Annotated in this window: 25 protein-coding genes and 1 riboswitch; of the genes, 15 read left to right on the top strand and 10 right to left on the bottom strand. The window is 72.0% G+C overall.

Annotated elements, in window-relative coordinates; translation table 11 throughout:
• Window positions 1–186: 186 nt before the first annotated feature.
• The 7 genes from mqnE (at window position 187) to O7627_RS01260 (ending at window position 7,296) form a co-directional block, all read left to right on the top strand.
• Window positions 187–1,356 (top strand): aminofutalosine synthase MqnE, encoded by a 1,170-nt coding sequence (mqnE, locus tag O7627_RS01230; RefSeq protein ID WP_278091648.1) that lies wholly within the window; start codon window positions 187–189, stop codon window positions 1,354–1,356.
• Window positions 1,357–1,417: 61 nt separating this feature from the next.
• Window positions 1,418–1,864 carry a hypothetical protein gene (locus O7627_RS01235; protein ID WP_278091649.1) on the top strand — a complete coding sequence of 149 codons (447 nt, stop codon included), beginning with the start codon at window positions 1,418–1,420 and terminating at the stop codon, window positions 1,862–1,864.
• Window positions 1,861–2,145: a DUF4229 domain-containing protein gene (locus O7627_RS01240; protein WP_278091650.1), complete on the top strand. Its 285-nt coding sequence runs from the start codon at window positions 1,861–1,863 to the stop codon at window positions 2,143–2,145. Before O7627_RS01235 ends, O7627_RS01240 begins: the two co-directional genes overlap by 4 nt.
• A 174-nt stretch (window positions 2,146–2,319) precedes the next feature.
• The gene (locus O7627_RS01245; protein ID WP_278091651.1) at window positions 2,320–4,218 is read left to right on the top strand and encodes a M14 family zinc carboxypeptidase; all 1,899 of its coding nucleotides are present in this window, start codon (window positions 2,320–2,322) and stop codon (window positions 4,216–4,218) included.
• A 36-nt stretch (window positions 4,219–4,254) separates the two neighbouring features.
• Window positions 4,255–4,396, top strand: a riboswitch (cobalamin riboswitch).
• Window positions 4,397–4,485: 89 nt separating this feature from the next.
• A complete protein-coding gene (locus tag O7627_RS01250; RefSeq protein WP_278091652.1) occupies window positions 4,486–5,415 on the top strand; it encodes an ABC transporter substrate-binding protein in 930 nt (309 codons plus the stop codon).
• Window positions 5,416–5,425: 10 nt separating this feature from the next.
• Window positions 5,426–6,496, top strand: a complete 1,071-nt coding sequence (locus O7627_RS01255; protein WP_278091653.1) for an iron ABC transporter permease — start codon at window positions 5,426–5,428, stop codon at window positions 6,494–6,496.
• Window positions 6,493–7,296: an ABC transporter ATP-binding protein gene (locus tag O7627_RS01260; RefSeq protein ID WP_278091654.1), complete on the top strand. Its 804-nt coding sequence runs from the start codon at window positions 6,493–6,495 to the stop codon at window positions 7,294–7,296. The genes O7627_RS01255 and O7627_RS01260 overlap by 4 nt, the downstream gene beginning before the upstream one ends.
• On the opposite strand, the gene O7627_RS01265 is transcribed toward O7627_RS01260, so the two are convergent.
• From O7627_RS01265 to O7627_RS01300, 8 genes are all read right to left on the bottom strand, one after another.
• On the bottom strand, window positions 7,280–8,068 hold the full coding sequence (locus O7627_RS01265; protein ID WP_278091655.1) for a VOC family protein: 789 nt from the start codon (window positions 8,066–8,068) through the stop codon (window positions 7,280–7,282). The two genes, O7627_RS01260 and O7627_RS01265, sit on opposite strands and share 17 nt — an antisense overlap.
• A gap of 121 nt (window positions 8,069–8,189) precedes the next feature.
• Window positions 8,190–8,927 (bottom strand): ABC transporter permease, encoded by a 738-nt coding sequence (locus O7627_RS01270; protein WP_278091656.1) that lies wholly within the window; start codon window positions 8,925–8,927, stop codon window positions 8,190–8,192.
• 4 nt (window positions 8,928–8,931) lie between these two features.
• Window positions 8,932–9,828 carry an ABC transporter ATP-binding protein gene (locus tag O7627_RS01275; protein ID WP_278091657.1) on the bottom strand — a complete coding sequence of 299 codons (897 nt, stop codon included), beginning with the start codon at window positions 9,826–9,828 and terminating at the stop codon, window positions 8,932–8,934.
• A gap of 2 nt (window positions 9,829–9,830) precedes the next feature.
• A complete protein-coding gene (locus tag O7627_RS01280) occupies window positions 9,831–10,145 on the bottom strand; it encodes a transcriptional regulator (RefSeq protein WP_278091658.1) in 315 nt (104 codons plus the stop codon).
• Complete coding sequence (locus O7627_RS01285) at window positions 10,142–10,783, bottom strand: transporter (RefSeq protein ID WP_278091659.1); 642 nt, start codon at window positions 10,781–10,783, stop codon at window positions 10,142–10,144. The genes O7627_RS01280 and O7627_RS01285 overlap by 4 nt, the downstream gene beginning before the upstream one ends.
• A gap of 88 nt (window positions 10,784–10,871) precedes the next feature.
• Entirely contained in the window at window positions 10,872–12,890 is a 2,019-nt protein-coding gene (locus O7627_RS01290; RefSeq protein ID WP_278091660.1) for an AAA family ATPase, read from the bottom strand.
• Window positions 12,891–13,098: 208 nt separating this feature from the next.
• Window positions 13,099–13,452 carry a type II toxin-antitoxin system PemK/MazF family toxin gene (locus O7627_RS01295; protein WP_278091661.1) on the bottom strand — a complete coding sequence of 118 codons (354 nt, stop codon included), beginning with the start codon at window positions 13,450–13,452 and terminating at the stop codon, window positions 13,099–13,101.
• Entirely contained in the window at window positions 13,449–13,664 is a 216-nt protein-coding gene (locus O7627_RS01300; RefSeq protein WP_278091662.1) for a ribbon-helix-helix domain-containing protein, read from the bottom strand. Before O7627_RS01300 ends, O7627_RS01295 begins: the two co-directional genes overlap by 4 nt.
• Before the next feature lie 231 nt (window positions 13,665–13,895).
• Between O7627_RS01300 and O7627_RS01305 the strand changes: the two genes are divergently transcribed.
• The 5 genes from O7627_RS01305 (at window position 13,896) to O7627_RS01325 (ending at window position 17,618) form a co-directional block, all read left to right on the top strand.
• On the top strand, window positions 13,896–14,072 hold the full coding sequence (locus O7627_RS01305) for a hypothetical protein (RefSeq protein ID WP_278091663.1): 177 nt from the start codon (window positions 13,896–13,898) through the stop codon (window positions 14,070–14,072).
• A 52-nt stretch (window positions 14,073–14,124) separates the two neighbouring features.
• On the top strand, window positions 14,125–14,682 hold the full coding sequence (locus O7627_RS01310; RefSeq protein WP_278091664.1) for a Uma2 family endonuclease: 558 nt from the start codon (window positions 14,125–14,127) through the stop codon (window positions 14,680–14,682).
• A gap of 82 nt (window positions 14,683–14,764) precedes the next feature.
• The gene (locus tag O7627_RS01315; RefSeq protein WP_278091665.1) at window positions 14,765–15,352 is read left to right on the top strand and encodes a winged helix-turn-helix domain-containing protein; all 588 of its coding nucleotides are present in this window, start codon (window positions 14,765–14,767) and stop codon (window positions 15,350–15,352) included.
• 46 nt (window positions 15,353–15,398) lie between these two features.
• On the top strand, window positions 15,399–16,736 hold the full coding sequence (locus O7627_RS01320) for an MFS transporter (protein ID WP_278091666.1): 1,338 nt from the start codon (window positions 15,399–15,401) through the stop codon (window positions 16,734–16,736).
• 30 nt (window positions 16,737–16,766) lie between these two features.
• Window positions 16,767–17,618 (top strand): menaquinone biosynthesis protein, encoded by an 852-nt coding sequence (locus tag O7627_RS01325; protein WP_278098107.1) that lies wholly within the window; start codon window positions 16,767–16,769, stop codon window positions 17,616–17,618.
• A 15-nt stretch (window positions 17,619–17,633) separates the two neighbouring features.
• Here the strand turns inward: O7627_RS01325 and O7627_RS01330 are convergent, their stop codons facing one another.
• Window positions 17,634–18,602, bottom strand: coding sequence for a serine hydrolase (locus O7627_RS01330; RefSeq protein WP_278091667.1), 969 nt, complete (start codon window positions 18,600–18,602; stop codon window positions 17,634–17,636).
• Window positions 18,602–19,558, bottom strand: a complete 957-nt coding sequence (locus O7627_RS01335) for a hypothetical protein (RefSeq protein WP_278091668.1) — start codon at window positions 19,556–19,558, stop codon at window positions 18,602–18,604. The genes O7627_RS01330 and O7627_RS01335 overlap by 1 nt, the downstream gene beginning before the upstream one ends.
• A 383-nt stretch (window positions 19,559–19,941) precedes the next feature.
• Here O7627_RS01335 and paaA point away from each other — a divergent pair, with 383 nt between their 5' ends.
• Genes paaA through paaC form a run of 3 tightly spaced genes read left to right on the top strand, consistent with a single transcriptional unit; the run spans window position 19,942 to window position 22,123 of the window.
• Entirely contained in the window at window positions 19,942–21,060 is a 1,119-nt protein-coding gene (gene paaA, locus O7627_RS01340) for a 1,2-phenylacetyl-CoA epoxidase subunit PaaA (RefSeq protein WP_278091669.1), read from the top strand.
• The gene (paaB, locus tag O7627_RS01345; protein WP_278091670.1) at window positions 21,057–21,347 is read left to right on the top strand and encodes a 1,2-phenylacetyl-CoA epoxidase subunit PaaB; all 291 of its coding nucleotides are present in this window, start codon (window positions 21,057–21,059) and stop codon (window positions 21,345–21,347) included. Before paaA ends, paaB begins: the two co-directional genes overlap by 4 nt.
• Complete coding sequence (gene paaC / locus O7627_RS01350; protein WP_278091671.1) at window positions 21,344–22,123, top strand: 1,2-phenylacetyl-CoA epoxidase subunit PaaC; 780 nt, start codon at window positions 21,344–21,346, stop codon at window positions 22,121–22,123. Before paaB ends, paaC begins: the two co-directional genes overlap by 4 nt.
• Window positions 22,124–22,131: the final 8 nt, after the last annotated feature.

Consider the following 22,131-nt stretch of genomic DNA (forward strand, 5'->3'; position numbering starts at 1 on the left):
TGCGGTAGCGGGTAACGGGACCCTGAGAACTCCATGAACGCCGGGTCGTCGCGACCCGGCTGGCCTGGTGAGGTGCGTCGCTGACCGGCCGGTCAGATCGGCACCGGCCGGGCGGCCGACGTAGGCTCGAAAGCCGCAACCGCGGGTGAAACTCGCCGGACCGCGGTGGAAGGGGCAGGGGCTGGCATGGACGTCGGGCGCAAGCGCGAGCTCGAAGAGAAGGTGTACGCCGGGGAGCGGCTCAGCCGGCGCGACGGCGAGGACCTCTACGCCAGTGACGATCTCGCCTGGCTGGGCCGGTTGGCCCACCACCGGCGGACCGAGCGCAACGGCGACCGGGTGATGTTCAACGTCAACCGGCACCTGAACCTGACGAACGTCTGCAGCGCCAGCTGTGCGTACTGCTCCTTCCAGCGCAAGCCGGGCGAGAAGGCCGCGTACACGATGCGGATCGAGGAAGCGGTCCGCAAGGCCAAGGAGATGCAGGACGAGCAGCTCACCGAGCTGCACATCGTCAACGGGCTGCACCCGACGCTGCCGTGGCGCTACTACCCGAAGGTGCTGCGCGAGCTGAAGGCCGCGCTGCCGACGGTGAAGCTGAAGGCGTTCACCGCGACCGAGGTGCAGTGGTTCGAGAAGATCAGCGGGCTGCCCGCCGACGAGATCCTGGACGAGCTGATCGACGCCGGCCTGGAGTCGCTCACCGGCGGCGGCGCCGAGATCTTCGACTGGGAGGTGCGCCAGCACATCGTCGACCACGCCTGCCACTGGGAGGACTGGTCGCGCATCCACCGGCTGGCCCACGCGAAGGGGCTGCGTACGCCGTCGACGATGCTCTACGGGCACATCGAGGAGCCCCGGCACCGGGTCGACCACGTGCTGCGGCTGCGGGAACTGCAGGACGAGACGGGCGGCTTCACCGTCTTCATCCCGCTGCGCTACCAGCACGACTTCGTGGACTCGGCGGACGGCGTGATCCGCAACCGGATCCAGGCGCGCACCACGATGGCCTCGCCGGCCGAGTCGCTCAAGACCTTCGCGGTCTCCCGGCTGCTGTTCGACAACGTGCCGCACGTCAAGTGTTTCTGGGTGATGCACGGGCTGTCGGTCGCCCAGCTGTCGCTGAACTTCGGCGTGGACGACCTGGACGGTTCGGTGGTCGAATACAAGATCACTCACGACGCCGACTCCTACGGCACCCCGAACACCATGCACCGCGACGACCTGCTGCACCTGATCTGGGACGCCGGCTTCCGCCCGGTCGAACGGGACACCCGCTACCAGGTGGTCCGCGAGTACGACGCGCCGCCGTCGCTGGCCGACCGCCGGTCGCAACCGCAGCAGGTCTGGGCCTGACCCGCGTTGCGCCCGGCATGCCGGGCGGACGGGCCGGCTGGTCGCGTACCCTCGTCTGGTCATGGCTGATGAAACGAACAGTGCGGGATTCCCCCGCCGGGACGCCGACGGACGGATCGTCGGCCTGGCGGACCTGGCCGGGGTGGTCGCCGCCGGCTTCGTCATCGGCCTGCTCGCGCTGATCCTCTTCGACTGGGTGTTCGACCTGATCGGACTCGGCGAGTTCGGCCGGGCGAACGGCTGGCTGGCGGTGATCCTGCCGGCCTGGCTCTTCGTGGAGGAGTTCCGGGCCTGGCGGTCCGGGCCGGCCCGGATCGCCGCGGCGCTTGTCGCGTTCGCGCTCGCGATCGCCTCCGGCCTGCTCGCGGCGGGTCTGCTGGACGGGGTCGCGCCGCTGTGGTCCGGGGCGCTGGCCGCCGCGGTCGCCACCCTGGCGTACGCGGTGGTCTGGTTCTCCGGCGTGCGGTTGCTGGCCGGCGGTACCGGCGGAACGGAGAAGAAGTCGTGAAACCGGCGGTCAAGTACACCCTCGGCCGGATCGGGCTGTTCCTGGCGGTGGCGCTGGCGCTGTGGCCGATCCAGATGAACATCTTCCTCAAGCTGATGCTCGCGGTGGTCTTCTCCGCCGCGCTGTCGTTCTTCCTGCTGCGTGGCTGGCGGGACGAGATGGCGGCGCAGTTGGCGGGCGCCGCCGACCGGCGCCGGGCCGAGCGGGAGCGGCTGCGGTCGGCGCTGGCCGGCGACGATCAGCCGCCGCCGGACCCGGACGCGGATCAGACCTCGCGCTGAAGGGTGGATCGCGGCGGCGAAATCCTTCTCCCACGCCGCCGTCGCGGTAACTCTTTGCCGGCGTGACGATCATGTTGGCATGGAACGCAGAGTGACCGTTATTGATATGACCATGCCCGGGGTGGTGCGCTGTCCCCACAGAGCGGGATCCTCCGCCACCCCGGGAGGTTTTGCATGCCCCATCGCGGTCCTGACAGCCGGCCATCAGCCGGCCCGGCGGCGCTTCGCCGGACGATCATCCTGGCCACCACGGTCGCCATCGGACTGTTCACGATCGTGACCGACCCGGTCGCGGCCCAACCCAGTCCAGAGCAGAGCGCCGAGCGCGTCGCCACCGCCCAGTACCGGGTGCTCGGCCCGCGTACGCTCGCCGACCGCAACGCGGTGGCCCGCACCGGCGCCGCCATCGACTACTCCGAACACGGCGTCCTGCACGTCTCGGCGACCGGCGCCGAAGCGCGGGCGATCCAGGCGCTCGGCTTCGAACTCGAGGCGATCGCGGCGCTGCCCGACCGGTCCGACGACGGGGTCGGCATCCTCGACTTCCCACCCGCCGACTCGGCCTACCACAACTACGCCGAGCTGACCGCGGCCGTGAACAAGGTGGTCGCCGACCACCCGAGCATCGCCCGCAAGATCAGCATCGGCTCCTCGTACGAGGGTCGCGACCTGATGGCGGTGAAGATCTCCGACAACGTCGGCACCGACGAGAACGAGCCGGAGATCCTCTTCAACTCCCAGCAGCACGCCCGCGAACACCTCACCGTCGAGATGGCCGTCTACCTGCTCAACATGTTCACCGACAACTACGGCAGCGACTCCCGGATCACCAACGTCGTCAACACCCGGGAACTCTGGATCATCCCCACCGTCAACCCCGACGGCAGCGAGTACGACATCGCCACCGGCTCCTACCGCTCCTGGCGCAAGAACCGGCAGCCGAACAGCGGATCGTCCTACGTGGGCACCGACCTGAACCGGAACTGGAGCTTCAACTGGGGCTGCTGCGGCGGCTCGTCGTCGTCCACCTCGTCGGACACCTACCGCGGCCCGTCGGCGTTCTCCGCGCCGGAGACCAGCGCGCTGCGCAACTTCGTCAACAGCCGGGTGGTCGGCGGGACGCAGCAGATCAAGGCCAACATCGACTTCCACACCTACTCGCAGCTGGTGCTCTGGCCGTACGGCTACACCACCGCCAACACCGCACCCGGGATGAGCGCCGACCAGTACAACACCTTCGCCACCATCGGCTCCCAGCTGGCGGCCACCAACGGCTACACCCCGGAACAGTCCTCCGACCTCTACATCACCGACGGCAGCAGCATCGACTGGATGTGGGCCACCCACGGCATCTGGGCGTACACCTTCGAGATGTACCCCGGGTCCGCCTCCGGCGGCGGCTTCTACCCGCCCGACGAGGTGATCTCCGCCCAGACCTCCCGCAACCGGGACGCGGTGCTGATCCTGAGCGAGTACGCCGACTGCCCGTACCGGGCGATCGGCAAGCAGGCCGAGTACTGCGGGACCGGCGGCGGCACCACCGTCTGGTCGGACACCTTCGAGACGGCGACCGGCTGGACGGTCAACCCGGCCGGCACCGACACCGCCACCACCGGTGCCTTCGAGCGGGGTGCCGCCCAGGCGACCAACTCCAGCGGCGCCAAGCAGCTCACCCCGTACGCCGGCAGCAACGACCTGGTCACCGGCCGGCTGGCCGGCTCCGGAGCCGGCGACTACGACCTGGACGGCGGGGTCACCACGGCCCAGTCGCCGGCCATCGCGCTGCCCTCCTCGGGCACCCTCACCCTCTCGTTGGCCTGGTATCTCGCGCACGGCTCGAACTCGTCGTCCGCCGACTACCTGCGGGTCAGCGTGGTGCACAGCGGCGGTACGACCACCCTGTTCAGCCAGGCCGGCGCGGCCACCAACCGCAACGGAAGCTGGGCGGTGGCCAACCTGAACCTGACCCCGTACGCCGGGCAGTCGGTCCGGATCGTGGTGTCGGCGGCGGACGCCGCCACCGCGAGCCTGGTCGAGGCCGCCGTCGACAACGTCACCATCACCAGTTCCTGAACCGACCCGCGACGCAGCCGGGTCCCGGCCGACCGGATCGGCCGGGACCTGGTGCGTTACCGTTCTTCCGACCACCCCGTAGCGAAGCCGGTGCGAATCCGGCGCTGTCCCGCAACTGTGATGCCCCTCTGACCGGGGGGGCCGAGCCAGGTCGCCTGCGGACTGGTCGCGACAAGCGCTCTCGAGGAGGGGCGCCTCGCGGGCGGGCGGCGCGCAGCGGTGTCCCCTGTCGGCGAAGCACCAGATCCTCGACCGACAGGAGGACCGATGAGACGTACCCCGAGAATTCTGGCCGCCGCGTTCGCGGCGGTGGCCCTGACCCTCGCCGGCTGCGCCGACGATTCCGCCGGCGAACCGGCCACCGGTGGCAGCAGCGCCGCCAGTTATCCGGTGACGGTGGGCGAGGTCACCCTCGACGCCCGCCCGGAGCGGATCGTCTCGCTGTCGCCGACCGCCACCGAGATGCTCTTCGCGATCGGCGCCGGCGGCCAGGTGACGGCGGTCGACGACAACTCCAATTACCCGCCCGAGGCGCCCCGGACCGAACTCTCCGGCTTCCAGCCGAACGCGGAGGCGATCGCCGCCCAGAACCCGGACCTGGTGGTCCTCGCCAACGACACGAACAAGGTCGTCGACCAACTCACCCAGCTCAAGATCCCGGTCTATCTGGCGTCGGCCGCGGTCACCCTGGACGACACCTACCGGCAGCTCGACGAGCTGGGCACCCTGACCGGCAACCGGGACGCCGCCGCCGACGTGGTGACCCGGATGAAGGACGACATCGGCAAGCTGGTCGGCGACCTGCCCACCCGGTCGGAGCCGCTCACCTACTACTACGAGCTCGACCCGACCTTCTACACGGTGACCAGCAAGACCTTCGTCGGGTCGCTGTTCGCCATGGTGGGCCTTGCGAACATCGCCGACGCGGCCGACACCGACGGGGCGGCCGGCGGCTACCCGCAGCTCTCCGAGGAGGTGCTGATCGCCGCCGACCCGGACTTCGTCTTCCTGGCCGACACCAAGTGCTGCGCCCAGTCGGCCGAGACGGTCGCCGCGCGCGGCGGCTGGGCCGGGATCAGCGCCGTCCGGGACGGCCGGGTCGTCGCCCTGGACGACGACATCGCCTCCCGCTGGGGGCCCCGGGTGGTCGACCTGGTCCGGGCGATCGTGGACGCGGTCGCCAAGGTGCCGGCGTGAGCGACCGGCCGTGAGAGTGGCCCGGTTGCGGCCCTGGTGGCTGGCGGTCGGGCTGCTCGCGGTCGGGCTGGCGGGTCTGGCCGGCCTGGCGTTCGGGCCGGTCAGCCTGCCACCGGGCGGGGTCGCCCGGGAACTGCTCGACCTGCTCCCCGGGGTACGCCTGGAGAGCGGCCTGACCGAGCGGGAGGCGGCCATCGTCACCGAGCTGCGGCTGCCGAGGGTGGTCCTCGGGCTGCTGGTCGGCGGCATGCTGGCGTTGGCCGGCGGCTGCTACCAGGGGGTGTTCCGCAACCCGCTCGCCGACCCGTACCTGCTCGGGGTGGCGGCCGGGGCCGGGCTGGCGGTGACCGCGGTGATCTCGCTGCGGCTCGGCGCCGGCCCGGACAGCGCCGACAGCACCGGCGACGTCACCGCCGAGCTGCCGGTGAGCGTGCCGCTGGCCGCGTTCGTCGGCGCGCTGGCGGCGGTACTGCTGACCTACCTGCTCGGCGCGGCCGGCGGCCGGGACCGGTCGCCGGCCACGCTGATCCTGGCCGGGGTGGCGGTCTCCGCCTTCTTCACGGCCGGCCAGACCTACCTGTTGCAGCGCAACGCGGACAGCATCCGGGAGGTCTACTCCTGGACGCTCGGCCGGTTGGCCACCGCCGGCTGGCACGACGTGCTGCTGCTCCTGCCGTACGCGGCGGTCACCGCCGCGGTGGTGCTGCTGCACCGCCGGGAGCTGGACGTGCTGTCGGTGGGCGACGAGGAGGCGGCCAGCCTGGGCCTGCACCCGCAGCGGTCCCGCTACCTGCTGATCGGCGCGGCCTCGCTGGGCACCGCGGCGGCGGTGTCGGTCTCCGGCCTGATCGGGTTCGTGGGGATCATCGTGCCGCACCTCGTCCGGCTGCTGGCCGGGACCAGCTACCGGGCGATCCTGCCGCTGTCGATGCTGTTCGGCGGAGCGTTCCTGGCGCTGGCGGACCTGGTCGCCCGGACCATGGCCAGCCCGGCCGAGATTCCGATCGGGGTGGTCACCGCGCTGTTCGGGGCGCCGTTCTTCGTGCTCGTCCTGCGGACCACCAAGCGGGCGCTGGCATGACGGCCAACCCGACCCCTTCGGCCGCGGTGCGCCTGGCCGGGCTGCGGGTCGTCCTCGGCGGGCGGCCGGTGCTCGACGGCGTCGATCTCACCGTCGAACCCGGCGAATGGGTCACTGTCATCGGCCCGAACGGCGCCGGCAAGTCGACCCTGTTGCGCGCCGTCGGCGGCCTGCTGCCCGCGGCGGGCATGGTCTCCCTCTTCGGTACGCCGACCGCGCGGCTGCGCCGCCGCCACCGGGCCCGGATCGTCGCCACGGTGGCCCAGTCCCCGGTGGTGCCGCCCGGGATGGCGGTCTTCGACTACGTGCTGCTCGGTCGCACCCCGTACGTCCCGCCGCTGGGCCGCGAGTCGGCGGCCGACCTGGCTGCGGTCCGGGAGGTGCTGGACCGGCTGGATCTGGCCGGCTTCGCCGAGCGCCAGCTGGCCACCCTCTCCGGCGGCGAGCGGCAGCGGGTCTTCCTGGCCCGGGCGCTGGCCCAGGGCGCCACCCTGCTGCTGCTGGACGAGCCGACCAGCGCGCTGGACATCGGACACCAGCAGGAGGTGCTGGAGCTGGTGGACCAGTTGCGTCGCGACGGCGACCTGACGGTGCTGGCCACCATGCACGACCTCTCCATCGCCGGCGAGTACGCCGACCGCCTGGTGCTGCTCGACGGCGGGCGGGTGGTGGCGAGTGGCCCGCCGCGGGAGGTGCTCACCGAACGGTTGCTGGCCCTCCACTACCGGGCCCGGGTGCGGGTGGTCGACGGGGAACACGGCCCGCTTGTCGTCCCGGTCCGGCCTACCCGGCCGGGTTGAGCCGGATCACCGAGAAGATCGCGCCCTGCGGGTCGGTGAGCACCGCGAACCGCCCCTGCGGCAGGTCGTTCGGCGGCACCGCGACGGTCCCGCCCAGCTCCTCGGCCCGGGCCGCGGCGGCGTCGGCGTCCTCGACCGCGAAGTAGACCATCCAGTGCGCGGGCAGGTCTCCCCACTCCTCGCCGACCATCGGCAGCATGCCGGCGATCACCCGGTCGCCGAGCCGCCAGCCGGTGTAGGTGATCGGCCCCATCGGCTGGTCCTCGGCCGCCCACCCGAAGACCGCCTCGTAGAACACCTTCGACCCGTCCGGGTCGCGGGTGGTCAGCTCGTTCCAGCTCAGCGAGCCGGGGACGTTGAAGACCCCGGCGCCGGGCATGCCCAGCGGCTGCCAGACCGAGAAGGCGGCCCCGGCCTGGTCCTGGAAGGCGGCCATCCGACCCTGGTCCGGGACGTCGAACGGCGTGGTCAGCACGGTGCCGCCGGCCGCCTCGACCCGCCGGGCGACCAGGTCGGCGTCGTCGGTGGCGAGGTAGGTGGACCAGGCGGTCGACTGGCCCTCGCCGAAGAGCGGGCCGGCGCCGGCCACCGCCACCCCGTCGAGCTGGAAGATGGTGTACGCGCCGGCCTCCGGCTGGGGGGTCACCTGCGCCGTCCACCCGAACAGCCCGGCGTAGAAGCGGATGGCGTCGGCCAGGTCGGAGGTGCCCAGGTCGACCCAGTTCGGTACGCCGGGGGCGATGACGGGCTTCGGCGGGGGCGGTTCGGTCATGTCGGATCGCTCCTCGGCTGGCCGGCGACCCGGCTGGCCGCCCCTTCCGCGGATAGTGGCAGCCGCGCCGGACCCCGCGCCAGCATTCGCCCGAACTCGCCCCGGGCCGGGCCGGTTCGGCTCACCGGAACCGGCGGCCCTCGTCGCGCCGGTACGCCCAGCCGGCCAGCCCGGCGAAGACGGCGATCCAGACGCCGAGCATGGTCAGCGAGGTGACGTTCACCGAGTAGTCGCCGACGGCCGCCCACATCAGCTCCACCGCCCCCCGGGTGGGCAGGTACGGCGCGATGGTCTCGATGAAGCCGGGTGCCTGGTCGGGTTGGCTGAGCAGGCCGCCGCCGAAGGCGAGCGGGAAGAAGACGAGCTGGGCGACGACCACGGCGGCCTTGCTCGGCAGCGCGTAGCCGATGGCGAGCCCCATCAGGGTGAACGGGATCGCCACCACGGGCACGATGGCGGCGGCGAGCAGGAATCTCAGCGGGGTGATGGTGGCCTCGGTCGCCACCGCCGCGATCACCACCACCGGTACCAGCGAGATGAAGGTCATGGTCAGGCCGGCCAGGATCCGGCCGGCGAACCGGGGTGCCGGCCCGGCCGGCAGGGTCCGGGTATAGGGGTCCCAGGGCTGGGCGCGGTCCTCGGCCACCCCGATGCCGTACTGGAAGATGTTGTTGATCATGATGGCGAAAGTGATCATCGAGGCGGTCGCGAAGAGCGCGCCGACGGGGTCGCCGCCGGCGAACGGGACGACGAAGAAGAGCATCGAGGCGGCCGGGAAGAAGGCGCTGCCGACCAGGGCGATCGGGATCCGTACCGTCTCCAGTAGCTGGTAACGCGCGTGCACGAGGACGAGGGACACCTGACTACCTCCGGTCTGCGGCGAGCGGCTGGTCGGGGACGGCCGTGATGGTCAGGAACGCCTCTTCCAGCGAGGTGGGCCGGACCTCCAGCCCGGTGAACGGGACCCCGGAACCGACCAGGTCCCGGACGAGTTGGTCGGGGTCGGTGGTCAGCAGGTGGGTCCGCCCGTCGGTCCGCTCGACCCGGACCAGCCCGGCGAGCTTCGGCAGCTCGTCGCCGGTGACCAGGCTGACCCGGTGCACCCCGACGATCGCCCGGACCGCCTCGACCGTGTCGTCGGCCAGCACCCGGCCCTGGCCGAGCACCACCACCCGCTTGGCCAGCGCCTCGATCTCCTCCAGGTAGTGGCTGCTGAGCAGGACCGTGCCGCCGTCGGCGTGGAACGCGCGGATGCCCTCCCAGAGGGCGTGCCGGGCGGCCACGTCCAGACCGGTGGTCGGCTCGTCGAGGACGACCAGCCGGGGGCGGCCGACGAAGGCGAGCGCCACCGCGAGCCGGCGGCGTTGCCCGCCGGAGAGCCCACCGGTCTGGCGGCGGACCAGGTCGGCCAGGTCGAACCGGTCGAGCAGGTCGGCGCGGGGCAGCGGGTCGGCGTAGTGCGCGGCGACGAAGTCGATCACCTCGCCGACCCGCAGGGTGCCCGGCAGCCCGGTCTCCTGCGGGGTGACGCCGAGCTGCCGGCGGCGGACCGCGTCGCGCGGGTCGCCGCCGAACAGCTCGACCCGGCCGGCGGACGGCCGGCGCAGCCCGATCAGCAGGTTCAGCAGGGTGCTCTTGCCGGCGCCGTTCGGTCCGAGCAGGCCGACCAGCTCACCGGCGCGGACGTCCAGGTCGGCCCGGTCCAGGGCGGTGACGTCGCCGTACCGGCGGGTGGCCTGGTCGGCGCGGGCGAGGATCATGACTAATTCCTCTCGGTGGGCGGGTCGAGCAGTGCGCGGACGGCCGCGGTGTACTCCTCGAAGGCGAGTTGGCCGCGGCGGCTGAGCCGCAGCAGGGTGGCCGGGGTGCGCCCGTGATGGGTCTTGGTCACCTCGACGTAGCCGGCGTCCTCGAGTTTGCGCAGGTGCACCGAGAGGTTGCCGGCGGTCATGGCGAGGACCTCCTGTAGCCGGGGGAAGGCGATCCGGTCGCCGTCGGCGAGGGTGGCCAGCGTCGCCACCACCCGCAGGCGGGCCTGGGCGTGGATCACCGGGTCGAGCTCCGGGGGCGCGCTCACGGTCGTTTCCGGGTACGCGCCCAGGCGACGGTGCCGAACAGCAGCATTCCGCCGCCGCCGGCGACCGCGATCACCAGCGCGTGCCAGCCCGGTCCGGCGATCAACCCGACGATGTTTGTCACGGTGATCCAGGTGCCGAGGTAGAGCAGTCCCCGATCGAGCCAGATCGCGGCGCCGGCCAGGTGCAGGGCGCCGGTCAGGCCGACCGAGCTGCCGGCCCAGAGCAGGCTGGTCAACTCGTCGGACAGGTGGTCGCTGAGCTGGACGTTCGTGGCGACCAGACTCGCGTAACCCAGGAACCAGGCCAGTCCGTACCACCCGCCGCGCCGGTTCGAGTCGCCGGTGATCTGGCCGTAGGAGCGGGCGCCGGCGTACCCGGAGACCGCTCCGGCGGCCCCGAGCAGCGTGAACAGGACGGTCAGCGGGAGCCACCCCGGCAGGTCGACGAAGATCCGGCCGTCGGGTCCGTAGCGGAGGAAGAACAGGGCGAAGCCGACCAGCCAGGCCACCCCCCACGGCCAGTAGTAGAGGCGCAGGTCGGGCTGGAGTTGACGGGCCGCCTCGGCCTGCTGCTCCTCGATCAGGCGCAGCGCCGCGGCCGGGTCGGCCGGCGGCGTGTCATCGGTTCCCGGGCTCATGCAAAGCACTTTATGCTGCAAAGTACTTGGCCGGTAGGGGCAGGTGGCCCTTGTCACTGACGGCGGTGCCGGGCGGCGTCGCGCGGGTTCAGCCCAGCGGCGCCGGAAGCGGGGCGTGGTGGACCACGGCCAGCCGGGAGACCGCCCGGGTCAGCACCACGTAGAGGCGGTGCAGGCCGCGTGGCTCGGCGGCCACGATGCCGGCCGGTTCGACGACCACCACGTGGTCGTACTCCAGGCCCTTGACCAGGCTGGCCGGCACCACCGTGACGCGCGCCGCGGCCGTCGGATCGTCGGCGGCCGCGAACTCGATCCCGGCACCGCGCAGCGCGGCCCGCAACTCCTCGACCGCCGCGTCCGCGGCGATCACCGCCACCGATCCGTCGTGGCCCAGCGCAGCCCGCACCTCGGCCACCGTCGCCGCCGCCAGGTCATCGGTGGTACGGATGTCGAGCGCGCCGTCGCGGCGCAGCGACCGGGCCGGCGGTACGTCGACGGCGAGCGCGGGCAGCAGCCGGTTGGCGAACTCGACCACCGCCGCCGGCACCCGGAACCCGGTGGTCAGCGGCACCACCCGGGCCGCCGGCTTGCCAAGGTGCCGCAGCGAGTCGCGCCAGTCGGTGGCGGCCCACGGCGCGGTGCCCTGCGCCAGGTCCCCGAGCAGGGTGATCGACCCGTGCTCGCTGCGCCGGGCGATGGCCCGGCACTGCATCGGGGAGAGATCCTGGGCCTCGTCGACCACCACGTGCCCGAAGCTGGCGGTCCGCTCGATCAGCCCGGTCGCCTCGTCGATCAACAGGGCGTCGGCGGCGCTCCACCGGGCCGACTTGACGCTGCGCGGTGGTCGCGGCCAGCGCAGCGCGGCCTGCTCCTCGGCGGTGAACAGGTCACCGGCGGCGGCCGCCAGCGCGTCGGCGTCGGAAAGCAGCCGGTACACCAGCGCCGGTGGGGTGACGGCCGGCCAGACCGCGTCCAGGAGATCGGTCACCGGCCGGCAGCGGGCCATCCGGCGCAGCCAGGCGTCGCCGGGCGAATCGCCCCGCCGCGACTCGGCCTGCCGCTGCAACAGGCCCACCACCCGGGCCCGCACCCGGTCCCGGCCGGTCGCGTAGGGCACCGGCTCGGTCCGGGTCTCGGCGATCAGCCGGCGCAGCGGCTCCACCCCGATCCGCCAGCGGTACGAGCCGTCCGGCACCACGATCGGCTCGACCGGCTCGCCGATCCCCGCCGCCAGCGCACGGCGCAGCAGTTCGGCCATCCGGATGTCGTGCTTGAGCGCCTCGGTCACCGGCCCGTCCACCCCGACCGCCCCGGCGGCACCGACCAGATCCGCCACCGTGGCCTGGGAGACCTCCACCTCGCCGAGGGCCGGCAACACCGCCGCGATATAGGACAGGAAGGCCCGGTTCGGCCCGACCACCAGCACCCCGGAGCGGCGCAGCCGGTCCCGGTGCAGATAGAGCAGGTACGCGGCCCGGTGCAGCCCGACCGCCGTCTTGCCGGTGCCCGGCGCCCCCTGGACGCAGATCGACTCGGCCAGGTCGGCGCGGACCAGCACGTCCTGCTCGGGTTGGATGGTGGCGACGATGTCGCGCATCGGCCCGACCCGGGGCCGTTCGATCTCGGCGGTCAGGATCCGCGACGCGGTGCCCAACTCCTCGCCCCGGTCCAGGTGCTCGTCCTCGAACGAGGTGATCTCCCCGCGGTTGAAGCCGAACCGGCGGCGAACCCCGACCCCCTCCGGCTCGCGGGCGCTGGCCCGGTAGAACGAGCGGGAGACCGGCGCCCGCCAGTCCAGCACCATCGGCTCGCCCGCCTCGTCGGTGACGTGCCGCCGGCCGATGTGGTAGCGCCGGCCGGCGTGCTCGCCGCCGCCGAAGTCCAGCCGGCCGAAGAAGAGCGGGGTGTCCGGCCGGTCGGCCAGCTCGGCGACCCGCTGGGACAGATGCCGGCCGAGCTGCTCGGCGGTGTACGCGTCGCCGGCCACCTTGTCGCCGGTGGCGAACAGTGCCTGGGCGCGCTGGCGCATCCGGGTCAGGGCGGCCCGGGAGGCGGCGAGATGCTCGCGCTCCCGGTCGAGGTCGGTGTCGAGATCGAGGTCGGGCACGCTGACGTCCTCACCGGGTCAACCGCGGCTCGCTCGCGTGTCCGGGGGCGGATGGCCGGCACCCCGGCGCGGGACGTCCGGTGCGGTGCGCTCACCCCGGCCGTCGAGCGACCTATCACCCTACGCCGCCCACCAACCCGATCCCACCGAATTATCCGGGCGTCGCCGTTGGTTGACTCGTGGCTCCGGCTCGCCTACTCGGCCATGATCACAATGTCAGGTGCAGGCGGAGGGCGTCGTCGAGTTGGCGGAGTAGAGCTGGTGGCAGCGCGCCGAGGCGACGGCTCAGACGGGAGACATCTATCGACCGGATCTGCTCGGCCTGGCCTTTCGAGTCGACCGACAGTCCGATGGTCGGTTCCTTCGCGGGCAATGTGACCTGGAAGGGATAGACCCGGGTCGTGTTGCTGGTGACCGGTATGACCGTGACGACTCCACGGCCCCGGGACAGCGCGCTCCGGTTGGCCGCGTCGTTGCTCACCACGATCACCGGTCGCCGCTTGTCCGCCTCCGATCCCAGGGCCGGGCTCAGATCGGCGAGAAACACATCGCCGCGCCTCATCGCAGGCCGTCGCCGGTCGCGACGTCCCATATCTCGGCCTCACCGCTGGAGATCCACTCGTCGTTCGCCGCCTCGTAGTCTGCGGCGAGGTCCCGGTGGCGCAGCATCTCGACCGCCTCGTGGATGGCGGCCGAGCGGGTGGTGCCGTGCTCGTGGGCGTACCGGTCGACGAAGGCGACATCGTCCTCCGGCAGACTGACGCTTACCTTCATACTCGAGATCCTACCGGCTTCCTACCCAATCGGCTACCCACGTTACCCCTCGTGCTGGACTGCTGCGGGACGAGTTGGACGGCAGCGAGAATCCGATCGCGAGACTGCGGGCTTTCGGCCGCCCGGCCGAGGTGGCAGCCCGGTACGGGCGGCCACTCGCCGTCATCGACCAGGCCGACACCCGCCGTTTCGTGCGGCTCGGTGTCATCGGCGTACTAGTGATCTGGCTACTTGGCGCGGCGTCCGCGCAAGGTGTCGTGCAAGTTCTGGATCGCCATCATCTTCTGGATCGCCATCATCGTCGCCGTGAGCCTCATCGACCTCCTGTTCAAGGCATGGCGACTGTTCAACCGGCCCGCGGCGGGGATTGGCGAGGTTGGGCGGAGAGGCGGGATCATGCCGGCATGAGCGACGAGCGTGCCACGCTTGTGACAGGATTCGGTTGGGAGGTGAGTCGCCGATGAGTGTTGCCGTCCTCGATCATCTCGGGCCGTGGACCGAAGATGAATACTTCGCGATCGGCGAGACCACCAATCGGATCGAGCTGTTCGACGGGAGCCTGCTGGTGAGCCCAGCGCCCACCACGCGCCATCAGCACATATCCCGACGGCTGGCGAATCTGGTCGATGCCTCGGCCGACACGGCCGGCCTCTGGGTCTACGAGGCGGTGAATGTTCGCCTGGCGAGTGGCCGCATCTTCATTCCCGACCTCGTGGTGACGCCGATCGAGGACGTCACGACCATCGACGCGGCGGACGTGGTGCTGGCCGGCGAGGTGGTCTCACCAGGTAACGCCGGCACTGACCGGCTGCTGAAGATGCAGCTCTACGCCGCGGCGCGGATCCCCTGGTATCTCCTCGTCGAAGCGGAGCGGCCGGATTCGGTGGCGCTGCGGCTGCTCCGCCTGGACGGCCAGCACTACGTCGAGCATGCGATCGCGAAGGACGGCGAGACGCTTACCGCCGCCGACCCGTTCGGGATCGAAATCGAGACCGGGGCTCTTCTGCGTCGCCGTTAGTGGACTTCCTGTTCCGGCCAGCCTGACAGTCGGTCCGGCATGGGATTGGCGGGGTCGGGTCGCGGGGCGGGATCATGCCTGCATGACTGACGAGCGTGCCGGGCTGCCGCGGATGACGATCACCGATCCGCAGGTGATGCGGGCGCTGGCCCACCCGGCGCGGCTGGCCATCCTGGATCATCTCGGCTCGACCGACGAGCCGGTGACGGCGACCGGGTGCGCGGAGGTGGTCGGGCTGTCGCCCAGTGCCACCAGCTACCACCTGCGGGCGCTGGCCAAGGCCGGCATGGTGGAGCAGGCGCCGAGTCGGGGCGACGCCCGCGAGCGGCTCTGGCGCAGCGCGGCGCAGACCTGGTCGATCAACGCCGGTCAGGACGCCGCGCCGGAGACCCGGGCGGCCGAGGCGGCGCTGATCGAGGTCTTCGTCGCCCGGCACCTGGCGCGGGTGCGGGACTGGCTGGACCGGTCCGGCGAGGTGTCGAAGGAGTGGTACGACGCCGCCATGATGAGCGACTCGACGCTGCTGATCACCGCCGAGGAGCTGACCGAGCTGAACACGGCGGTGCTGGCGTTGCTGGAGCCGTACAAGCGGCGTCGGCGGTCGGCCGGGTCGGCGGTCGAGGGGGCGCGGCCGGTGGCGGCGCACTACGTGATGTTGCCGCTGGACTGAGGCAGCCCTCTTGCCCCGGGCAGATGTGAAGGATTATTTTCGAAGCATGTCCTTCGTATCTGCCGGTGTCGCCATGCCACCGGGACCGTGGCGCGCGGTCTACACGGTCGCCGCGGGTCGCGGGTTCGCCGTCTGCGCCGACTTCCTGGTCGCCACCACGCTGGTCCTGGTGCTCCAGTCGGCCGGCTACGGCGGGCTGGCGGTGGCCGCCGTGCTGCTGGCGAAGGTGGTGCCGGTCGTCGCGCTCGCCCCGCTGGCCGGCCGGCTCGCCGACCGCGTCGACGCCGGCCGGCTGCTGCTGACGCTCGGCCTCGCCCAGGCCGGCACCGCAACGGTGCTCGCGCTCGTCGACCACCCGGTGGCCTGGGTCGCGCTCGTCGGCCTGCTCTCCGCCGGGCTGGCCGTCAGCCAGCCGACCATCTCGGCGCTCATCCCGGGCCTGGTCGGCCGGGCCGACCTGCCCCGGGCCGGCGCGGTCAACCAGACCGCCGGAACGATCGGCATGATGACCGGCCCGGCGCTGGCCGGCGTCCTGCTCGGGCAGTTCGGCCGCTCGACGCCGCTGCTGGTCGGCGTACTCGGTTATCTCGCCCTGGCCGGGGCGGGGCTGGCGTTGCGTACCCGTCGGTCGGCGGTTGGCGGCGCGGCGCCGGCGGCGGCCGACGGTGCCCGGCCCGCGACGGCCAGGGCCTGGTCGGCCTGGCGGGACCCGCTGCTGCGCGCCATCATGATCTCGATCGCGGCGGTGGTCGGCGGGGTCGGCGCGATTAACGTGGTCCATGTCTTCTTCGTCCGCGAGACGCTCGGGGCATCGGAGACCATGTACGGCTTCATCGAGGCGACCGAGATGGCCGGGCTGCTGGTGGGCGCCTGGATCTTCGCCAGGGTGGCCCGGCGGATCGGCGACGACGGACGGCTGGTACGCGGGGTGCTCCTGTTGCTCGGCGGGATCTGCGCCCTGTTTCCACTGGCGTCGGTGCTCGGCGCGGCCGGCTGGCTGATCCCCGTCTGGGTCGTCGCCGGCTCCTTCAACGGCGGGATGAACGTCTTCACCGGCGTGGTGGTCGCCAACCGGGCGCCCGCGCAGTTCCGGGGCCGGGCGTTCGCCACCCTCGGGGCGACCGTCCAGGCCGCCGCCGTGCTCGGCTACCTCGCCGGCGGGGTGCTGGTCGAGTTGGTGCCGGTCCGGCCGCTGATCGCCGGCCTCGGCGTGGTCGGGCTGCTGGTGGTGGCCGGCCTGGCGCCCGCGGTCTTCCGGGCCACCCGCGGGCCGGTCGGAACCGCGCCCCTGCCCGCATCCGACCCGGCCGCCGGACCCGGGCCGGACAGCGAGCCTGCCGGCGGCCGGGATGCGGGGTTGGCCACTTCCCGGGCCGTGAGCTGAGCGGGCGGCCCAACCGCCGGATACGGTCGGATCATGACCGAGCTGCGGCGACCCCGGGTAGGGCACATCCAGTTCCTGAACTGCCTGCCCATCTACTGGGGGCTGATGCGCTCCGGCGCGCTCATCGACGTCGAGCTGCGCAAGGATTCGCCGGAGCGACTGAGCGCCGCGCTGGTCGCCGGTGACCTCGACATCGGCCCGATCACCCTGGTCGAATACCTGCGGCACGCCGACGAGCTGCTGATCCTGCCGGACCTGGCGGTCGGCAGCGACGGGCCGGTGCTCTCGGTCAACATGGTCGCCACCCGGCCGCTCGCGGACCTCGACGGCGCCCGGGTGGCCCTGGGCTCCACCTCCCGCACCGGCGTGCTGCTCGCCCAGATGCTGCTGGCGCAGCGGTACGGCGTCCGGCCCGACTACTTCACCTGCCCGCCCGACCTGACCCAGATGCTGCTGGAGGCCGACGCGGGCGTGCTGATCGGCGACGTCGCGCTCCGGGCGCGGTACGAGGCGCCGGAGCGCGGGTTGACGGTCACCGACCTCGGACAGCAGTGGCGGGACTGGACCGGACTGCCGATGGTGTTCGCCGTCTGGGCGGTCCGCCGGGACTTCGCCGCCGACCACCCCGGCCAGGTGAAGGAGGTGCACGAGGCGTTCCTGCGCTCGCGTGACCTGTGCCTGGCAGAGCTGGACGAGGTGGCCGAGGCGGCGGCGCGCTGGGAGCCGTTCGACGCGGCGACGCTGGCGTCGTATTTCCGGGCGCTGGACTTCTCGCTCGGCGGGCGGCAGGTGGCCGGGCTGCGCGAGTTCGCCCGGCGGGCGGCGGCGGCCGGGGCCGTCCCGCCGCTGCCGGCGGACGGCCCGGCGTTCTTCGCCGGCTGACCTGCTGACCCGCGCTCAGCCGGCGCGCAGCTGCTTCGCCACGTCCTGGCACATCTTGGCACCCGGTTCGTAGCCCCGGTTGATGTCGTACTGCACCATCACCGCCATCGTCCAGCCGTCCCCGATGGCGAGACAGTTGACGTGGTACTCCTGTTCCTCGGTCCGGTCGACCCAGCCGTTCTTGATCGCGATCGTCTTCCGGAGCTTGGTCGGGAACGCCTTGCGGATGCCGAAGTCGCCGACCCCGCGGACCGCCCGCATCTCGTCGAGCAGCCAGTCGGTCCACTCGGGGCCGGCGGCCCGCCCATCGGCGATGCAGGCGCCCATCCGGGCCGCGTCCTGCGGGGAGAGCTCGGTTCGGCTCCAGCCGCCGTCGTCCGCCGGGCTGCTGTCGGTCAGCTTGCAGAGCTTGATCAGCCGCTTCATCGACGCGAGCTTGCCGTTGACGTTGAACAGCGTCTGGGCGGCGTTGTTGTCACTGTCCCGGATCATGATCCGGACCTGTTCCAGCCGGGCGTCGCTCGGCTCGTCGCCGGCCTCGGCGGTGCGGCGCAGGTAGTCGGCCGCGATCCACGCCTTGATCAGCGAGGCGGTGAAGCTGGTCTCGTCCCGGTTCGCCGAGCCGGACATCTCGCCGGTACGGGTGTCCAGCAGCGCCCAGGACCACCAGCCGTCGACGTCGAGAGTGACGTCGGTCGGGCGAACCGGCAGCGCCGGCAGGGTCGGGGTGGGCGTCGGGGTCGGCCGGCCGGACCGGCTCGCGGCCTCTTCGCCGGTGGCCGGGCCGGTGGACCCGGTGGCCTGGTCCCACTGCGCGGCGGCGCTCGCCGCCAGCGGCGAGCCGGGCAGCAGCCGCAGCCCGACCAGGACCAGGGTGAGCAGGACGCCGGCGATGAGGCCGAGCCGCAACAGGCTGACGTCGCCGCCCCGCCGGGCGGCGCTCGGACGGCGGCCGTTACGACCGGCCCGCCGGGTGCCGGCCATCAGCTCTTCACCAACGGCGCGGGAATCTTGAGCGCGGCGCCCGGTCGGGCGCTCACCAGCTGGGTGGCGACGCTGGCGCAGGTGTCGGCGCCGTGGTCGAGGCCGCGGGCGCCCCGGTACCGCATCATCACCGCGAGCGCCCAGTCATCGGTGACCGCCAGGCAGTTCAGGTGCCACATGCCGTCGGCGCCGATCAGCGTCCAGCCGTTCTTGATTGCCACCGGGCTCTGCGCGAGCAGTTCCTTCGGCAGGCCGTCGATGATCCCCCACCGACCACCACCCCGGGTTCGCTGCTGGTCCTTGCTGGCGGTGCTGCCGCGTACCTTGGTCATCTCGGCGAGCACCCAGTTGGTCCATCTGGGACCGGCGGCGGTGCCGTTCTTGACGCATTCGCCGAGTCGGACGGCGTCGCGCGGGGACATCTGGGTGTAGCTCCACCAGACGCCGCGGCTGCCGGCCGGCGCTCCGGGCCGGGTGTCCGTCAGCCGGCAGAGCTTGATCATCCGGGTGATCACCGCGTCCCGCCCGCCGAGCCGGTAGAGGCTCTCGGCGGCGCTGTCGTCGCTGTCCCGGATGGCGCTGCTCGCCTGCCGCTTGCGCTCGGCGCTGGGCTCGGTGTCGCCTAGTTGGCGCAGGTAGTCGGAGACCAGCCAGATCTTGATCATCGATTCGGTCGAGCTGGTCTTCGACATGTTCTTGGCCCCGGAGATCTCACCGCTGGCCCGGTCGAGCAGGGCCCAGGAGAAGAAGTCGTCCATGCCCTCCGCCTTGACCGGCGCGGACACCAGGGTCGGTGGCGGCGGCGCGGCCAGGGTGCTCGCCGGCACCTCGACGACGGTATCTAGTGAAACGGATTCAACACCGCCGCTCAGCCGCGCATACGCGGTGGGGACGAGCATGACACCGCCGAGCAGGATCGTCGCGGCGGCGAACGCCATGATCACGCGAGGACGCATGAGAGGCGGACTCCAGGTGCTCAGGGCCGGGGGGCGCGGGTCGGGTGCGCTTCGGGTTGTCGCGGGAGCGGTGCTGCCGGGGGGACCGGCAGTGCTCCCGCGCGCACGGTCCGCCCGGGGAGGGGGCGGGGCCGCCGCGCGGAAAGTCTACGTCGGGAATCGCGACACGCCAGATGTCGACGGTGCCTGATCTCTGCCGTCGAACGGAAATAAACCCTTATGTAGCAAGACATCCTGAATTCTGGCGGCGAGCCGATATGGGTTATTTGTCCAAAAGGGAAGGAAATGCGAGCCAGGAGTGATCGAGCCGTGACCAAAGGTAGTGGGCGGCAATTCTGTTACACCTCTTGGTTACTGGTGGGTTGAGCTGTAACACTTGGTTCGTGTACGGCAACGACTTTTCCGACCCCGACGACGACGCTGCGCCGGCCGGCACCGAGGGTCGCCCATCGGGGCCGGAGTCCGGGCTGCTGGCGCAGGTGGCGGCCGCCGAGGAGGCCCTCCGGGCGGCGGCGGCCCGGGGTCGCCCAGGCTCCGGTGCGGACGGGTCGGTGGCGGCCGAGTCGGATCTGGCGGCGTACTTCGAGGCGATGATCTCCGACGATCAGAAGATCGAGCCGCGCGACTGGATGCCCGAGTCGTACCGGAAAACGCTGATAAGGCAGATTGCGCAGCATGCCCACTCCGAGATCATCGGCATGCAGCCGGAGGGGAACTGGATCAGCCGGGCACCGTCACTCAAGCGCAAGGCCATCCTGCTGGCCAAGGTCCAGGACGAGGCCGGCCACGGGCTCTACCTCTACGCCGCCGCCGAGACCCTCGGCGTCACCCGGGACGAGCTTGTCGAACTGCTGCTGCGTGGCCGGCAGAAGTACAGCTCGATCTTCAACTACCCCACCCTGACCTGGGCCGACGTCGGCGCGATCGGCTGGCTGGTGGACGGCGCCGCGATCGTCAACCAGGTGCCGCTGTGCCGCTGCTCCTACGGCCCGTACGCCCGGGCCATGATCCGGATCTGCAAGGAGGAGTCGTTCCACCAGCGCCAGGGGTACGAGATCCTGCACACCCTCGCGCACGGCACCCCGGCCCAGCACGCGATGGCCCAGGACGCGGTGGACCGCTGGTGGTACCCGTCGCTGGCGATGTTCGGCCCGCCCGACACCGACTCGACCCACTCCGAGCGTTCGATGGCCTGGAAGATCAAGCGGTTCTCCAACGACGAGCTGCGCCAGCGCTTCGTCGACATGTGCGTACAGCAGGCCGAGGTGCTCGGGCTCCGGCTCCCCGACGACGACCTGCGCTGGAACGAGCAGCGCCAGGCGTACGACTTCACCGCCCCCGACTTCGCCGAGCTGATGCGGGTGATCTCCGGGGACGGCCCGTGCAACCGGCAGCGCATCGACCACCGTCGCCGCGCCCACACCGACGGCGCCTGGGTACGCGAGGCCGCCGCCGCCCACGCCGCCCGCAAGCGCCGCCGGGCCGAACCGGTGCCGGCATGACCGACCGCGCGCAGTGGCCGCTCTGGGAGGTCTTCGTCCGGGCCCGGCGCGGACTGTCGCACAGCCACGTCGGCAGCCTGCACGCCCCCGACGCCGAGTTGGCCCTGCGCAACGCCCGGGACGTCTACACCCGCCGCCAGGAGGGCGTCTCCATCTGGGTGGTGCCCGCCTCGGCCGTCACCGCCTCCAGCCCGGACGAGAAGGACACGTTCTTCGACCCGGCCGCCGACAAGGTCTACCGCCACCCCACCTTCTACGAGGTGCCCGACGGGGTGGCGCACCTGTGAACAGCACCTCCACCGCCGGCCCGGCGAGCGTCGACCAGCTGCTCGCCCTCGGCGACGACGCCCTCATCGCCGCGCAGCGGTTCGGTGAGTGGACCGCCGCCGCGCCGGAGATGGAGGAGGACATCGCACTCGCCAACATCGCCCTCGACCAGCTCGGCGCCGCCCGCCTGCTGCTGTCGTACGCCGCCGAGCGGATGACCGCCGCCGGGCTGGCGCCGGCCGGCGCCGGTGACCGCCCGCTCGACGAGGACGCTCTGGCGTTCCTGCGCGACGATCGGGAGTTCCGCAACTGCCTGCTGGTGGAGCTGCCCAACGGCGACTTCGGCCACACCATGATTCGGCTGCTCTTCCTCTCCGCCTACCAGCTGCCGCTCTACGCCGCACTCGCCGACGGTCCCGACGAACGGCTCGCCGCGATCGCCGCGAAGGCGCGCAAGGAGTCCGCGTACCACCTGGACCACAGTGCGCTGTGGACGGTCCGACTCGGCGACGGAACCGAGGAGTCGCACCGGCGGATGCAGGCCGCGGTCGAGGCGCTGTGGCCGTACACCCATGAGCTCTTCACCCCCGACCAGGCCGCGCCGGTCGACCCGGCCGACCTGCGACCGGCCTTCCTCGCCACGGTCGAACCGGTGCTGGCCGAGGCCACCCTGGACCGGCCGGCCGACGGCTGGGCCCCGACCGGCGGCCGGGCCGGCCTGCACACCGAGCACCTGTCCTACCTGCTCGCCGAGATGCAGGTGCTGCACCGCGCCCACCCGGGGGCGAAGTGGTGAGCCGCACC

This window comes from Solwaraspora sp. WMMD1047 (assembly GCF_029626155.1).
Taxonomy (GTDB): Bacteria; Actinomycetota; Actinomycetes; order Mycobacteriales; family Micromonosporaceae; genus WMMD1047.

What these genes read in the sequence shown, in the direction of transcription:
- mqnE (WP_278091648.1), top strand. Translation starts at nt 187, where the DNA reads ATGGACGTCGGGCGCAAGCGCGAGCTCGAAGAGAAGGTGTACGCCGGG.
- O7627_RS01235 (WP_278091649.1), top strand. Translation starts at nt 1,418, where the DNA reads ATGGCTGATGAAACGAACAGTGCGGGATTCCCCCGCCGGGACGCCGAC.
- O7627_RS01245 (WP_278091651.1), top strand. Translation starts at nt 2,320, where the DNA reads ATGCCCCATCGCGGTCCTGACAGCCGGCCATCAGCCGGCCCGGCGGCG.
- O7627_RS01250 (WP_278091652.1), top strand. Translation starts at nt 4,486, where the DNA reads ATGAGACGTACCCCGAGAATTCTGGCCGCCGCGTTCGCGGCGGTGGCC.
- O7627_RS01260 (WP_278091654.1), top strand. Translation starts at nt 6,493, where the DNA reads ATGACGGCCAACCCGACCCCTTCGGCCGCGGTGCGCCTGGCCGGGCTG.
- O7627_RS01265 (WP_278091655.1), bottom strand. Translation starts at nt 8,068, where the DNA reads ATGACCGAACCGCCCCCGCCGAAGCCCGTCATCGCCCCCGGCGTACCG.
- O7627_RS01275 (WP_278091657.1), bottom strand. Translation starts at nt 9,828, where the DNA reads ATGATCCTCGCCCGCGCCGACCAGGCCACCCGCCGGTACGGCGACGTC.
- O7627_RS01285 (WP_278091659.1), bottom strand. Translation starts at nt 10,783, where the DNA reads ATGAGCCCGGGAACCGATGACACGCCGCCGGCCGACCCGGCCGCGGCG.
- O7627_RS01295 (WP_278091661.1), bottom strand. Translation starts at nt 13,452, where the DNA reads ATGAGGCGCGGCGATGTGTTTCTCGCCGATCTGAGCCCGGCCCTGGGA.
- O7627_RS01300 (WP_278091662.1), bottom strand. Translation starts at nt 13,664, where the DNA reads ATGAAGGTAAGCGTCAGTCTGCCGGAGGACGATGTCGCCTTCGTCGAC.
- O7627_RS01310 (WP_278091664.1), top strand. Translation starts at nt 14,125, where the DNA reads ATGAGTGTTGCCGTCCTCGATCATCTCGGGCCGTGGACCGAAGATGAA.
- O7627_RS01315 (WP_278091665.1), top strand. Translation starts at nt 14,765, where the DNA reads ATGACTGACGAGCGTGCCGGGCTGCCGCGGATGACGATCACCGATCCG.
- O7627_RS01320 (WP_278091666.1), top strand. Translation starts at nt 15,399, where the DNA reads ATGTCCTTCGTATCTGCCGGTGTCGCCATGCCACCGGGACCGTGGCGC.
- O7627_RS01330 (WP_278091667.1), bottom strand. Translation starts at nt 18,602, where the DNA reads ATGGCCGGCACCCGGCGGGCCGGTCGTAACGGCCGCCGTCCGAGCGCC.
- O7627_RS01335 (WP_278091668.1), bottom strand. Translation starts at nt 19,558, where the DNA reads ATGCGTCCTCGCGTGATCATGGCGTTCGCCGCCGCGACGATCCTGCTC.
- paaB (WP_278091670.1), top strand. Translation starts at nt 21,057, where the DNA reads ATGACCGACCGCGCGCAGTGGCCGCTCTGGGAGGTCTTCGTCCGGGCC.